General features: G+C 58.7%; 9 protein-coding genes. All 9 read left to right on the forward strand.

Going from position 1 to position 14,547, the window contains the following annotated elements; translation table 11 throughout:
- Positions 1 to 89 precede the first annotated feature (89 nt).
- The 9 genes from rplK (at position 90) to fusA (ending at position 14,530) form a co-directional block, all read left to right on the forward strand.
- Complete coding sequence (rplK, locus tag V5B59_RS20865; protein ID WP_034915447.1) at positions 90 to 521, forward strand: 50S ribosomal protein L11; 432 nt, start codon at positions 90 to 92, stop codon at positions 519 to 521.
- A gap of 1 nt (position 522) precedes the next feature.
- Positions 523 to 1,212 carry a 50S ribosomal protein L1 gene (gene rplA, locus V5B59_RS20870; RefSeq protein ID WP_169071884.1) on the forward strand — a complete coding sequence of 230 codons (690 nt, stop codon included), beginning with the start codon at positions 523 to 525 and terminating at the stop codon, positions 1,210 to 1,212.
- 284 nt (positions 1,213 to 1,496) lie between these two features.
- Positions 1,497 to 1,994, forward strand: coding sequence for a 50S ribosomal protein L10 (gene rplJ, locus V5B59_RS20875; protein WP_034915452.1), 498 nt, complete (start codon positions 1,497 to 1,499; stop codon positions 1,992 to 1,994).
- A gap of 38 nt (positions 1,995 to 2,032) precedes the next feature.
- On the forward strand, positions 2,033 to 2,401 hold the full coding sequence (gene rplL / locus V5B59_RS20880) for a 50S ribosomal protein L7/L12 (protein ID WP_034915455.1): 369 nt from the start codon (positions 2,033 to 2,035) through the stop codon (positions 2,399 to 2,401).
- Between the two features lie 285 nt (positions 2,402 to 2,686).
- Positions 2,687 to 6,970: a DNA-directed RNA polymerase subunit beta gene (gene rpoB, locus V5B59_RS20885; RefSeq protein ID WP_332352295.1), complete on the forward strand. Its 4,284-nt coding sequence runs from the start codon at positions 2,687 to 2,689 to the stop codon at positions 6,968 to 6,970.
- 82 nt (positions 6,971 to 7,052) lie between these two features.
- Positions 7,053 to 11,267, forward strand: coding sequence for a DNA-directed RNA polymerase subunit beta' (gene rpoC, locus V5B59_RS20890; RefSeq protein WP_288129747.1), 4,215 nt, complete (start codon positions 7,053 to 7,055; stop codon positions 11,265 to 11,267).
- A 165-nt stretch (positions 11,268 to 11,432) separates the two neighbouring features.
- Entirely contained in the window at positions 11,433 to 11,810 is a 378-nt protein-coding gene (rpsL, locus tag V5B59_RS20895; protein ID WP_288129745.1) for a 30S ribosomal protein S12, read from the forward strand.
- 95 nt (positions 11,811 to 11,905) lie between these two features.
- Positions 11,906 to 12,376 carry a 30S ribosomal protein S7 gene (rpsG, locus tag V5B59_RS20900; protein ID WP_288129743.1) on the forward strand — a complete coding sequence of 157 codons (471 nt, stop codon included), beginning with the start codon at positions 11,906 to 11,908 and terminating at the stop codon, positions 12,374 to 12,376.
- 60 nt (positions 12,377 to 12,436) lie between these two features.
- Entirely contained in the window at positions 12,437 to 14,530 is a 2,094-nt protein-coding gene (gene fusA / locus V5B59_RS20905; protein WP_034909550.1) for an elongation factor G, read from the forward strand.
- Positions 14,531 to 14,547 lie beyond the last annotated feature (17 nt).

Here is a 14,547-nt window from a genome sequence, read left to right on the forward strand (position 1 = left end):
GCGCCGCAGTAGTGCGGCTATCGGGCCGCGTTTGTCGTTTGGGGAGCGCTGTCACTAGCGCGCTTGAACCCGCATAAAGGAGTCCCACCGTGGCAAAGAAAATCATCGGCTATATCAAGCTGCAGGTGCCGGCGGGGAAGGCCAATCCGTCTCCCCCGATCGGCCCGGCGCTGGGTCAGCGCGGTTTGAACATCATGGAATTCTGCAAGAGCTTCAACGCCCAGACGCAGGGCCTGGAGCCAGGCTTGCCAATCCCTGTGGTAATCACCGCTTTCGCGGACAAGAGCTTTACCTTCATCATGAAGACCCCGCCGGCGACGGTTCTGATCAAGAAAGCGATTGGTATTCAAAAGGGTAGCGCCAAGCCTCATACCGCCAAGGTGGGTACGCTGACGCGCGCCCAGTGCGAAGCCATTGCGGCGCAGAAGATGCCCGACCTGACGGCTGCCGACATGGATGCCGCGGTGCGCACGATTGCTGGCAGTGCCCGTACGATGGGCGTTACCGTGGAGGGCATCTGAAATGACAACATTGAGCAAGCGTCAAAAAGCCCTCAAGGGCAAGATTGACCCGAACAAGTCCTATCCCGTCGGCGACGCGCTGAAGCTGAGCAAGGAATTTGCGACAGCCAAGTTCGATGAATCGATCGATGTCGCCGTCTGTCTCGGTGTTGATCCTCGCAAGTCCGATCAGATCGTACGGGGTTCGGTCGTCTTGCCGGCGGGAACCGGCAAATCGATTCGCGTTGCCGTATTCGCCCAGGGCGAAAAGGCCGCCGCTGCCAAAGCGGCTGGCGCCGATATCGTCGGTTTCGAAGACCTGGCCGCCGAGATCAAGGCCGGCGTGATCAATTTCGATCGAGTCATTGCCACCCCGGATGCCATGCGTGTGGTCGGTCAACTGGGTCAGATCCTTGGGCCGCGTGGCCTGATGCCGAATCCGAAGGTCGGTACGGTCACCATGGATGTGGTGACTGCCGTGCAGAATGCCAAGGCCGGACAGGTTCAATACCGTACCGACAAGGGAGGCATCATTCACAGCACGATCGGTCGCGCGTCTTTTGACGCCGATAAACTGGCAATCAACCTCAAGGCGCTGCTTGACGCGCTGATCAAGGCTAAGCCGGCGACCTCGAAAGGTCAGTATGTCCGGAGGGTCGCGCTGTCGAGCACGATGGGGCCGGGTGTACGCGTGGATGCGTCCACGCTTTAGGAATTCAGCGGATCGCCTGTTGCGTGCGGGTCCGCTCAAGAGCTTTGTTGGGTTGTCGGCAGTGCGTTATCGCAGTGCCGATGGATCGTCAAAGACCGCAGGTGCCGAAGGCATTTGCCGAAAGCTTAAGTGTGCAAGCGGCCTGCGTAGACGGTGTGCCCCGAAAAGGACTGCGCAGCGATGGGCCTGGTGTCCTTCACTGCAACCCCTGATCAAGGTCGCCGTGGGTGCGGTGCATTCAAGGGAATGCGCCGTTTGTTGACTTGATGGGAGGAGAAGGGCCTGTGGGTCTCAATCTTGATGAAAAGAAGGTCGTCGTTGCCGAGGTCTCGGCCAGGATGGCCAGTGCCCAGACGGTCGTGCTGGCCGAGTACAGTGGACTGCCGGTGGCTCACCTGACGCGACTGCGTGCCCAGGCACGCGCCTCGGGTGTCTATCTGCGGGTGCTGAAAAACACGCTGGTACGGCGGGCGGTGCAGGGCACGGTATTCGCCAGTCTCGCCGAACAGATGACCGGGCCGCTGATTTACAGCGTTTCGGAAGATCCGGTCGCCGCGGCGAAGGTGCTCAACGACTTTGCAAAAACCAATGACAAGCTGATTGTGCGAGGCGGTAGCTTTGCTGGCGAGCTTCTGGACAAGGCTGGCGTGCAGGCACTTGCATCGATTCCGAGTCGCAATGAATTGCTTGCCCAGTTGCTTGGCATCATGCAGGCACCGGTCACCGGTTTTGCCTGTGCGCTTTCCGCCTTGGCCAAGCAGCGCGAAGAAGCGGTTTCCTGATCGCAGCGTTTTTGTCCATTCAGATTTAGGAGTTAATTATGTCTATTACCCACGAAGACATCCTCGAAGCCGTCGGCTCGATGACTGTCATGGAACTGAACAGCCTGGTCAAGGCGTTCGAAGAGAAATTTGGCGTTTCTGCGGCGTCGATGGCCGTCGCCGCGCCTGGCGCGGCTGCGCCGGTGGTTGAAGAACAGACCGAGTTCACCGTCATGCTTTCGAGTTTCGGTGAGAAGAAGGTTGAAGTGATCAAGGTCGTTCGCGCAGCTACGGGCCTTGGTCTGAAGGAGGCAAAGGATCTGGTTGACAGTGCACCGAAGGCCGTCAAGGAATCCATTTCGAAAGCCGATGCCGAAGCCCTCAAGAAACTTCTCGAGGACGCCGGAGCAAAGGTCGAGATCAAGTAATATCGGTAGAGCAAGCTGGGCTGGCAGCCTCGCGGTTGTCAGCCCTTTTCTGCTTTTCCGGAAACAGCTTTGCGTAGCCCCCATAGGTAGGTAGCGCATGTCCCTGATGGTCGAAGCAATGCTGTGCAGCGCGCAAACGCAAGTGCGAGTAGCGAAGACAGGTCGGGCGGGTCCGCGTCCTCTCTGTGCCGATCTAGTCCTTTTGCGTTTGTCCGTTGCGGATCGGCGGGAGTTGCGACCCTCGCCGGTACGCTAGAGGATTTGCCTTCTGAGTTCGGAGCGACCATGACCTACTCCTACACCGAGAAAAAGCGTATCCGCAAGAGCTTCGCCAAGCGCAGCACCGTGCTTGACGTGCCGTTCTTGCTGGCCACCCAGTTGGAGTCGTTCTCTGCTTTCCTGCAGGCAGGAGTGCCACCGGCCCAGCGCAGGAACCAGGGATTGCAGGCTGCCTTTTCCTCGATATTTCCGATCGTCAGTCACAGTGGCAATGCGCGGCTGGAGTTTGTCAGCTTCACGCTTTCCGACCCGGCTTTCGACGTCACGGAATGCCAGCAGCGTGGCCTGACCTTCGCGTCGGCTTTGCGAGCGAAGGTGCGCCTGGTCATTCTCGATCGCGAAGCGCCGGACACCATCAAGGAAGTCAAGGAGCAGGAAGTCTATATGGGCGAGATTCCGCTCATGACGACAACCGGATCCTTTGTCATCAACGGTACCGAGCGGGTCATTGTCTCGCAGCTTCACCGCTCGCCGGGAGTGTTCTTTGAACACGATCGTGGCAAGACGCACAGTTCCGGCAAGTTGCTCTTTTCCGCACGCGTCATTCCCTATCGTGGATCATGGCTGGATTTCGAGTTCGATCCCAAGGATCTGCTGTTTTTCCGTGTCGACCGTCGCCGCAAGATGCCGGTCACTACGTTGTTGAAGGCGATCGGCCTGACATCGCAGCGCATTCTGCGTGAGTTTTTCGAGTTTGACACCTTCTATCTGGGCAAGCGGATAGTCGAGTTTGCGCTCGTTCCAGAGCGTTTGCGCGGGGAAGTCGCGCGTTTCGACTTTAACGACTCGTCCGGGAAGCTGATCATCGGCAAGGACAAGCGGATTACCGCCAAGCACATCCGTGAACTCGATCAGGCCGGGATCAAGCAGGTTGCTGTTCCGGATGATTTTCTGATTGGCCGGGTGATTGCCGAGGACATCATTGACCAGAGCAGTGGCGAGATCCTGGCCAACGCCAATGACGAAATCACCGAGAGCCTGTTGGCGAAACTCTCCGAGTCCGGAATCGAGTCGATACATACCCTGTATATCAACGACCTCGATCGCGGCGGCTTCATTTCACAGACCTTGCGCGCCGACGAAACCGTCTCGCGGCAGGCGGCCCGCATCGCCATTTACCGGATGATGCGTCCCGGTGAACCGCCAACCGAAGAAGCGGTGGAAATTCTCTTTAACGGCTTGTTCTACTCCGATGACCGCTACGATCTATCCGGAGTTGGCCGGATGAAGTTCAACCGCCGGGTGGCTCGGAAAGCCGTAATCGAATACAAGGTCATGATCAAGCATGTGCCGTCCAAGCGTGACGCCATCGTCAAACTGATCAACGACCTGGCGGGTGATTCCGTTGCTACTGCCGAACAGGTGCTTGCCGAGTTGAGCCACGGCCCGCGTGCAGTGGCCGAAAACCTGACCCATGAGGCGGCAGTGGCCTTGTTTGAGCAGTTGAAGGCGCTGGGTGCTTCTGGTGAGGTGCGCGAACAGCTGACGCTGTCACCGCGTGACATCGTTGAAGTCATCAAACTGCTTGTCGAACTGCGCAATGGTCGCGGCGAGATCGATGACATCGATCATCTGGGTAATCGCCGCGTCCGTTCGGTTGGCGAACTCGCCGAGAATCAGTTTCGCGCCGGGCTGGTGCGTGTCGAGCGTGCCGTGAAGGAACGCTTGTCACAGGCTGAGTCGGACAATTTGATGCCGCACGATCTGATCAACGCCAAGCCGATCAGCGCCGCAGTCCGGGAGTTCTTCGGTTCCAGCCAGTTGTCGCAGTTCATGGACCAGACCAACCCCTTGTCCGAGATCACTCACAAGCGTCGTGTCTCGGCTCTAGGCCCGGGCGGTTTGACGCGCGAGCGAGCCGGTTTTGAAGTGCGGGACGTCCATCCGACTCACTACGGCCGGGTCTGCCCGATCGAAACTCCGGAAGGTCCGAATATCGGGCTGATCAACTCGCTGGCGCTGTTTGCCCGCACCAACGAGTATGGCTTCCTGGAAACCCCTTACCGCAAGGTGGTCGATGGCCGGGTCACCGATCAGATCGAGTACCTTTCAGCCATCGAAGAGGGCGCCTACATCATCGCCCAGGCCAACTCCGAGCTTGGCGATGGAGGCGTGTTGACCGATCAGTTGGTAACTTGTCGTGAAAAGGGTGAAACCATTCTCGCCGAGCCGGCGCGCGTTCAGTACATGGACGTGGCGCCGAGCCAGATCGTGTCGGTAGCGGCATCGCTGATTCCCTTCCTCGAACACGATGATGCCAACCGCGCGCTGATGGGGGCCAACATGCAGCGTCAGGCGGTTCCTTGCCTGCGTCCGGAAAAACCACTGGTGGGAACGGGTATCGAGCGAACCGTGGCGGTGGATTCGGGCACTGCGGTACAGGCGCTGCGCGGCGGGCTGGTCGATTATGTCGATGCCTCGCGCGTCGTGGTGCGGGTCAATGATGCGGAAACCGGGCCAGGTGAAGTCGGTGTCGACATTTACAACCTGGTGAAGTACACACGCTCCAACCAGAATACCAATATCAATCAGCGGCCGCTGGTTCGCGTTGGTGACTACATTGCCAAGGGCGACGTGGTGGCCGACGGTGCATCTACCGACAAGGGTGAACTGGCACTTGGCCAGAATATGCTGGTCGCCTTCATGCCGTGGAACGGTTACAACTTCGAGGACTCCATTCTGATCTCGGAGCGCGTGGTCGCAGAGGATCGCTTTACCTCGATTCACATCGAGGAACTGACCGTCGTCGCGCGGGATACCAAACTCGGCCCCGAGGAAATCACTCGCGACATTGCCTCCCTTGGCGAGTCACAACTCTCACGCCTGGACGAATCGGGGATTGTCTACATTGGTGCCGAGGTCGAGGCGGGCGATGTGCTGGTTGGCAAGGTGACGCCGAAGGGCGAAACGCAGCTGACCCCGGAAGAGAAACTGCTGCGCGCGATTTTTGGTGAGAAGGCGTCTGACGTGAAAGACACCTCCTTGCGCGTTCAATCGGGTATCTCCGGGACGGTCATCGACGTGCAGGTGTTTACCCGCGAGGGTATTGAGCGCGACAAACGAGCACAGTCGATCATCGACGATCACTTGCGCAGCTACAAACTCGATCTTGCTGATCAACTGCGTATCGTCGAACGCGATGCCTTCGCGCGTGCCGCGCGAATGATCGTCGGCAAGCCGGCGAATGGCGGGCCGAAAAGGCTGGCCAAGGGCACCCTCATCGCCCAGGAATACCTTGACGGCATCGACCCACATCACTGGTTCGATATCAGGATGGCCGATGAGGACGTCGCGCAGCAACTCGAGTCGCTGCGCGAGGGCCTCGAACAGACCCGCAAGGGCTTCGACATCGCCTTTGAAGAAAAGCGCAAGAAGCTCACCCAGGGTGACGAATTGCCGCCGGGCGTGCAGAAGATGGTCAAGGTATACGTCGCCGTCAAGCGCCGCCTGCAGGCGGGCGACAAGATGGCCGGACGGCATGGCAACAAGGGGGTGGTCTCGCGCATCGTACCGGTTGAGGACATGCCTTACATGGCTGATGGTCGTCCCGTCGACATCGTGCTCAACCCGCTCGGTGTGCCTTCGCGGATGAACGTGGGCCAGATTCTCGAGGTTCACCTCGGGCTTGCGGCCAAGGGTCTGGGCTTCAAGATCGGCGCCATGCTGCGCCGGCAGGCAAGCGCCAGGGAGGTGCGCGGCTTCCTCGACCAAATCTACAACAGCACCGGCAAGCCGGAGGAACTCGATCAGCTGACTGACGCCGAGATCCTTGAAATGGCGGGCAACCTGGAGGCCGGAGTGCCTTTTGCGACGCCGGTTTTCGACGGCGCCAAGGAATCCGAAATCAAGTCTGTTCTGGCACTGGCGGGCATGCCGCAATCGGCCCAGATGACGCTGTACGATGGGCGTACCGGCGAGCAGTTCGAGCGTCAGGTTACCGTCGGTTACATGCATGTCCTGAAGTTGCATCATCTGGTCGATGACAAGATGCATGCGCGCTCGACCGGCCCGTACTCGCTGGTAACCCAGCAACCGCTGGGTGGCAAGGCGCAGTTCGGTGGTCAGCGCTTCGGAGAGATGGAAGTCTGGGCGCTTGAGGCCTACGGCGCTTCCTACGTGCTGCAGGAAATGCTCACCGTCAAGTCCGACGACGTCAATGGCCGGACCAAGGTATATGAGAACATTGTCAAGGGTGACCACAAGATCGACGCCGGCATGCCGGAATCGTTCAACGTCCTGGTCAAGGAAATCCGCTCGCTGGCGATCGATATCGATCTCGAACGTTTCTGATGGCTTGGGGTGAGTGAGGAATGTAAATCCTTCCACCGCATGACCCTTTCCCCTGACAGCGCACTCCTCACAGGAGCAAAAGATGAAAGCATTGCTGGATTTGTTTAGGCAGGTGACGCAGGAAGAGCAGTTCGATGCGATCACCATCGGCCTTGCCTCGCCGGAAAAGATTCGCTCATGGTCCTATGGTGAAGTCAAGAAGCCGGAAACAATCAACTACCGTACCTTCAAGCCGGAGCGTGACGGGCTGTTCTGCGCCAAGATTTTTGGCCCGATCAAGGACTATGAGTGTCTTTGCGGCAAGTACAAGCGGCTCAAGCATCGGGGCGTCATCTGTGAGAAGTGTGGCGTTGAAGTCACCCTGGCCAAGGTGCGTCGTGAGCGCATGGCACACATCGAGTTGGCCAGCCCGGTCGCCCATATCTGGTTCCTGAAGAGTTTGCCGAGCCGTCTGGGCATGGTGCTCGACATGACCCTGCGCGACATTGAACGTGTACTTTACTTCGAGGCTTTCGTGGTCTTCGAACCCGGCATGACGCCCCTGGCTCGCGGCCAGTTGCTGACCGAGGATGACTACACCTCCAAGGTCGAGGAGTACGGCGACGACTTCGAAGCCAAAATGGGCGCTGAAGGCATTCGCGAGTTGTTACGTTCCATCGATCTGGCGCGTGAAGTCGAAACGCTGCGCAGCGAGCTGGAGACGACCACCTCGGAAACCAAGAGCAAGAAGTTCTCCAAGCGTCTGAAGATCCTGGAGGGCTTTCAGAAATCGGGCATCAAGCCGGAGTGGATGGTGCTCGAAGTGCTGCCGGTGCTGCCGCCGGATCTCCGTCCCTTGGTGCCGCTTGACGGTGGGCGTTTTGCGACCTCGGATCTCAACGATCTCTACCGCCGCGTCATCAACCGCAACAATCGCCTGAAGCGCCTGCTCGAGTTGAAGGCGCCGGAAATCATCGTGCGCAACGAAAAGCGCATGCTCCAGGAAGCGGTTGATTCGCTTCTCGACAATGGGCGTCGCGGCAAGGCGATGACCGGTGCCAACAAGCGTCCGCTGAAGTCGCTGGCGGACATGATCAAGGGCAAGGGCGGCCGTTTCCGCCAGAACCTGCTCGGCAAGCGTGTGGATTACTCCGGTCGTTCGGTGATCGTCGTCGGACCACAACTCAAGCTGCACCAGTGCGGGCTGCCGAAGCTGATGGCACTTGAACTGTTCAAGCCTTTCATTTTTAACCGTCTCGAAGTGATGGGTCTGGCGACCACCATCAAGCAGGCCAAAAAGATGGTCGAGATGCAGGAGGCGGTGGTCTGGGATATCCTCGAAGAGGTGATTCGCGAACATCCGATCATGCTCAACCGCGCGCCAACGCTACACCGTCTCGGCATCCAGGCCTTCGAACCGACGCTGATCGAAGGCAAGGCGATCCAGTTGCATCCGCTGGTTTGCGCGGCATTCAACGCCGACTTCGACGGTGACCAGATGGCGGTGCACGTGCCCTTGTCGCTGGAAGCCCAGATGGAAGCCCGAACCCTGATGCTGGCATCCAACAATGTCCTGTCGCCAGCGAATGGCGAGCCGATCATCGTTCCGTCGCAGGATATCGTTCTTGGTCTCTACTACGCCACTCGCGAGCGGATCAATGCCAGGGGCGAGGGGATGATGTTCCCGGACCTGGCAGAGGTGACGCGCGCCATGCAGGCCGGTGAGCTCGATATCCATGCACGCATTGTGGTTCGTATTACCGAATACGAGAGTGACGGCGAGAACGGCTGGCAGGAAAAGATCACGCGTTATCACACGACCGCCGGGCGTGCGCTGCTTTCCGAGATTTTACCGAAAGGTCTGCCATTCAGCCTGATCGACAAGAGCCTCAAGAAGAAGGAAATCTCGAAGCTGATCAACGCTGCTTTTCGCCGCTGTGGACTCAAGGAAACCGTTGTCTTTGCCGACAAGCTGATGCAGAACGGCTATCGGCTGGCGACCCGCGCCGGCATTTCGATTTGTTCTGACGACATGCTGGTGCCGGCACAGAAGCGCGAGATCATTGCCGAGGCGGACGAAGAGGTCAAGGAAATCGAGAACCAGTACACCAACGGTCTGGTCACCAACGGTGAACGTTACAACAAGGTGGTCGACATCTGGGGGCGCACCGGCGACAGGGTTGCCAAGGTGATGATGGAGCAGCTTGGCCAGGAGGAAGTCACCAACCGCCACGGTGAGAAGGAGATGCAGGAGTCCTTCAACTCGATCTTCATGATGGCCGATTCCGGGGCGCGCGGTTCAGCGGCGCAGATTCGCCAGTTGGCGGGCATGCGCGGCCTGATGGCCAAACCGGACGGATCGATCATTGAAACGCCGATCACCACCAATTTCCGTGAGGGCCTGAACGTCCTGCAGTACTTCATCTCGACCCACGGTGCACGCAAGGGGCTCGCGGACACGGCATTGAAAACCGCCAACTCGGGTTATCTGACACGGCGACTGGTTGACGTAACGCAGGACCTGGTGGTGATCGAGGACGATTGTGGAACCAGTAATGGGGTCACGATGAAGGCGCTGATCGAAGGCGGTGAGGTCATCGAAGCCTTGCGCGAGCGTATCCTCGGTCGCGTCACGGCTTCCGACATAGTGCATCCGGATACGCAGGAGACGGTCATCGAGCAGGGAACGCTGATCAGCGAGGATCATTGTGATCTGATCGATCAGTTGGGTATCGACGAAGTCAAGGCGCGTACCCCGTTGACCTGCGAAACCCGTTACGGTTTGTGTGCCAAGTGTTACGGTCGCGACCTCGGTCGTGGTTCGTCGGTCAATGTCGGCGAAGCGGTCGGCGTCATCGCTGCACAATCGATTGGCGAGCCCGGAACGCAGTTGACCATGCGTACCTTCCACGTCGGTGGTGCAGCGTCACGCGCCGCCGTGGCGAGCCACGTCGAGACGCACAGTGCCGGTGTGGTGCGCTTCACTTCGACGATGCGCTACGTTACCAGCGCCAAGGGAGAGAAGATTGTCATCACCCGTTCCGGCGAGATCCTGATTACCGACGACAACGGTCGCGAGCGTGAGAAGCACAAAGTCCCCTATGGCGCGACATTGCAGGTCGCTGACGGTCAAGCCGTCAAGGCCGGTGCCAGGCTGGCCAGCTGGGATCCGCACACGCGACCGATCATCGCCGAGTACTCGGGTCTCGTGAAGTTCGAGAATGTCGAGGAAGGCGTGACCGTTGCCAAGCAGATCGATGAGGTCACAGGCCTTTCAACGCTGGTGGTGATTGATCCAAAGCGCGGTGGCAAGGCGCCCAGCAAGGGCTTGCGTCCGCAGGTCAGGTTGTTCGAGCCCGACGGCCAGGAAGTCAAGATGCATGGCAGCGATCACCCGGTGACCATCACTTTCCAGGTGGGCGCGATCATCAACGTGCTTGATGGGCAACAGATTTCGGTTGGCGACGTGCTCGCGCGGCTGCAGCAGGAGTCAGCCAAGACGCGGGACATCACCGGCGGCCTGCCGCGCGTGGCCGAACTCTTCGAAGCGCGTACGCCCAAGGATGCAGGTATGCTGGCAGAATACACCGGCACCATGTCCTTCGGCAAGGATACCAAGGGCAAGCAGCGGCTGGTGATTACCGATCTTGACGGGCTTACTCACGAGTACCTGATTCTCAAGGACAAGCATGTCCTGGTGCATGACGGGCAGGTAGTGAACAAGGGGGAGTCGATCGTCGATGGGGCACCGGATCCTCACGACATTCTGCGCTTGTTGGGCGTTGAAGCTTTGGCCATTTATATCACCGATGAAGTGCAGGACGTTTATCGCCTGCAGGGCGTCAAGATCAACGACAAGCACATCGAGGTGATTGTTCGTCAGATGCTGCGCCGGGTCAATGTACTGGATCCGGGCGACACCAAATTCATCAAGGGTGAGCAGGTCGAGCGCGCCCACCTGCTTGACGAGAATGATCGCATGCTCGCCGAGGGGAAGCTGCCCGCAAGCTACGAGCATGTGTTGCTGGGCATCACCAAGGCCTCCTTGTCCACCGATTCATTCATTTCGGCAGCGTCGTTCCAGGAAACGACAAGGGTGTTGACCGAAGCGGCGATCATGGGCAAGCGTGACGAGTTGCGCGGACTCAAGGAGAACGTCATCGTCGGTCGGCTCATTCCGGCGGGTACGGGGCTGGCTTATCACAGTACGCGCAAGAAGAACGCTGCCGGCGAGGATATCGCTGGCGGGCTTGGATTACAGACCGACGACGAGGCATCCCGCAGCGAAGAGATCTCCCAGAATGCCCCAGTTGCTTGACTTGTAACGTAATAGACCCTAGAATCGCCGGTCTTTGTCGCCGATAGCCATCGAGTGCGTCGGCTTTTCATGATTATCGCCAGGGCGGCCTTTGGTCCGCCTTGGTTTTTGCAGAAGCCATGTGCTTGTCACGTTGCTTGCTGAACTGAACATAGGGGTAGAAACATGCCGACCATTAACCAGCTGGTGCGCAAGCCTCGCGAGGCGATACGCAGCAAGAGCAAAGTCCCGGCGCTGAGCAATTGCCCTCAGAAAAGGGGAGTGTGCACACGTGTCTACACCACCACGCCGAAAAAGCCGAACTCTGCACTGCGGAAAGTTTGCAAAGTACGACTGACGAATGGCTTCGAGGTCATTTCGTACATTGGCGGTGAAGGTCACAACCTTCAGGAGCACTCTGTTGTTCTGATCCGGGGCGGTCGCGTCAAGGACTTGCCGGGTGTTCGTTACCACACCGTTCGCGGCTCGCTGGATACGCAGGGCGTCAAGAAGCGCAAGCAGGGTCGTTCCAAGTATGGTACCAAGCGCCCGAAAGCTGCTTGAGTTCCGTCCGAGTAAGGGCCGCTCCTGATGGGTGGCCGGGAGGGCTGGGCCGATTGCCTGACTCTTCGACTGAATTGTGACTATGAGAGGTCGTTATGCCCCGTCGTCGTGAAGTGCCGAAGCGCGATATTCTGCCGGACCCGAAGTTCGGTAATGTCGAAGTGTCGAAGTTCGTGAATACGATCATGAAGAGTGGCAAGAAATCCGTTGCCGAGCGCATTGTCTATGGTGCCTTTGACCAGATTGTCACCAAATCCGGCAAAGATCCGCTGGAAGTTTTCGGTTTGGCCTTGGGCAACATCAAGCCGCTGGTCGAAGTGAAGAGCCGTCGCGTGGGCGGTGCCAATTACCAGGTGCCAGTCGAAGTCCGTCCGAGTCGCCGTATGGCGCTGGCCATGCGCTGGCTGCGCGAGTCGGCACGCAAGCGCTCCGAAAAGTCGATGGGTCAACGCCTGGCAGCCGAAATGCTCGAAGCATCGGAAAGTCGCGGCGGTGCGGTCAAGAAGCGTGACGAAGTGCACCGTATGGCCGAAGCCAACAAGGCGTTCGCACACTTCCGGTTCTAAGGCACACCACCGGCAGCCGCGGTGCTGACGATCGTTCTTTATTAGTGAAGGTTTACTACTGTGGCACGCAAAACCCCCATCGAGCGTTACCGGAACATCGGTATCAGCGCTCACATCGATGCCGGTAAAACGACGGCGACCGAACGTATTCTGTTCTACACGGGTATCAACCACAAGATCGGTGAAGTACATGACGGCGCCGCGACCATGGACTGGATGGCGCAAGAGCAGGAGCGCGGCATCACCATTACTTCGGCGGCCACGACCTGCTTCTGGAAGGGGATGCAGCTTGATCGCCCGGAGCACCGGATCAACATCATCGATACGCCGGGTCACGTCGACTTCACGATTGAAGTGGAGCGCTCGATGCGGGTTCTCGACGGCGCGTGCATGATTTATTGCGCCGTTGGTGGTGTTCAGCCGCAGTCGGAGACCGTTTGGCGGCAGGCGACCAAATACAAGGTGCCGCGTCTGGCTTTCATCAACAAGATGGATCGCCAGGGTGCGGATTTCCTCAAGGTCATCGACCAGATGCGGACTCGTCTCAAGGCCAATCCCGTCCCGATCGTGATTCCGATTGGCAAGGAAGACTACTTCGAGGGCGTCGTCGATCTGATCAAGATGAAGGCGATCTACTGGGATGAAGCCTCTCTGGGGATGAAGTTCGATTATCGCGAGATTCCGGCCGCATTGCAGGCCGAGGCCGACGAGTGGCGCAGCAAGATGATCGAAGCCGCCGCCGAATCGTCCGAGGAGTTGATGGACAAATATCTCGATGTCGGTGATCTGACCGAGGCCGAGATCATCAAGGGCCTGCGTGACCGAACGATTGCCTGCGAGATTCAGCCAGCGCTTTGCGGTACCGCTTTCAAGAACAAGGGCGTGCAACGCATGCTCGACGCGGTGATTGATCTCCTGCCGTCGCCGGTCGATATTCCTCCGGTTACCGGGGAAAAGGAAAACGGCGAGCCGGATACGCGCGAGGCCTCCGACACGGCCAAGTTTTCCGCCCTCGCCTTCAAGCTGATGACCGACCCCTATGTTGGTCAGCTGACCTTTATCCGCGTCTATTCTGGCGTCCTGAAGTCCGGTGACACCATCTACAATCCGATCAAGGGTCGCCGTGAGCGTATTGGACGCGTTTTGCAGATGCACGCCAACAACCGTGAAGAACTCAAGGAAGTTCTTGCCGGCGACATCGCAGCCTGCGTAGGCCTCAAGGATGTCACCACCGGCGAGACGCTATGCGATCCCTCGGCAGTCATTACCCTCGAGCGCATGGTTTTTCCTGAGCCGGTGATTCACGTGGCTGTCGAGCCGAAGACCAAGCCTGACCAGGAAAAAATGGGCATCGCTCTCGGCCGCCTGGCGCAGGAGGATCCCTCATTCCGAGTGCGTACCGATGAAGAGTCAGGGCAGACGATTATCTCGGGAATGGGTGAGTTGCATCTCGAGATCATCGTTGACCGGCTGAAGCGCGAGTTCGGCGTGGACGCCAACGTCGGCGCTCCACAGGTCGCTTACCGCGAATGTATCAAGAAGTCGGTCGAACAGGAAGGGAAATTCGTCAAGCAGTCGGGTGGTCGCGGTCAGTATGGCCATGTCTGGCTGAAGATCGAGCCCAACGAGCCAGGCAAGGGCTACGAATTCGTCGACGCCATCAAGGGCGGTACGGTGCCTCGCGAGTACATCCCGGCGGTCGACAAGGGCTTGCAGGATTCGGTGACCAGCGGTGTCCTCGCCGGCTTCCCGGTGGTGGACATCAAGTTTACCCTGTTCGAGGGCTCCTACCACGACGTCGACTCCAACGAGAATGCCTTCCGCCAGGCCGCAGCCATAGCCTTCAAGGAAGGCATGCGGCGTGCCTCGCCGACGCTGCTGGAGCCGATGATGGCGGTCGATGTGGAGACGCCGGAGGATTACATGGGCAATGTGATGGGTGACCTCTCGAGTCGTCGTGGCATGATCCAGGGGATGGAAGACTTGCCAGGCAACATCAAGGCCATCAAGGCGGAGGTGCCGCTGGCCGAGATGTTTGGTTATTCGACCACCCTCCGATCGCTGAGCCAGGGTCGTGCGACCTACTCGATGGAATTCAAGCACTACGCCGAGGCGCCGAAGAATGTCGCCGAAGCGGTCATCAACAAGAAATGACTGATTGAGGATACGGT

The organism is Candidatus Accumulibacter contiguus, from assembly GCF_036625285.1.
GTDB classification, from domain to species: domain Bacteria; phylum Pseudomonadota; class Gammaproteobacteria; order Burkholderiales; family Rhodocyclaceae; genus Accumulibacter; species Accumulibacter contiguus.

Bases quoted from the DNA above. Each gene is read 5' to 3' on its own strand.
- rplA (WP_169071884.1), top strand. From the start codon at position 523: ATGACAACATTGAGCAAGCGTCAAAAAGCCCTCAAGGGCAAGATTGAC.
- rplL (WP_034915455.1), top strand. From the start codon at position 2,033: ATGTCTATTACCCACGAAGACATCCTCGAAGCCGTCGGCTCGATGACT.
- rpoB (WP_332352295.1), top strand. From the start codon at position 2,687: ATGACCTACTCCTACACCGAGAAAAAGCGTATCCGCAAGAGCTTCGCC.
- rpoC (WP_288129747.1), top strand. From the start codon at position 7,053: ATGAAAGCATTGCTGGATTTGTTTAGGCAGGTGACGCAGGAAGAGCAG.
- rpsL (WP_288129745.1), top strand. From the start codon at position 11,433: ATGCCGACCATTAACCAGCTGGTGCGCAAGCCTCGCGAGGCGATACGC.
- rpsG (WP_288129743.1), top strand. From the start codon at position 11,906: ATGCCCCGTCGTCGTGAAGTGCCGAAGCGCGATATTCTGCCGGACCCG.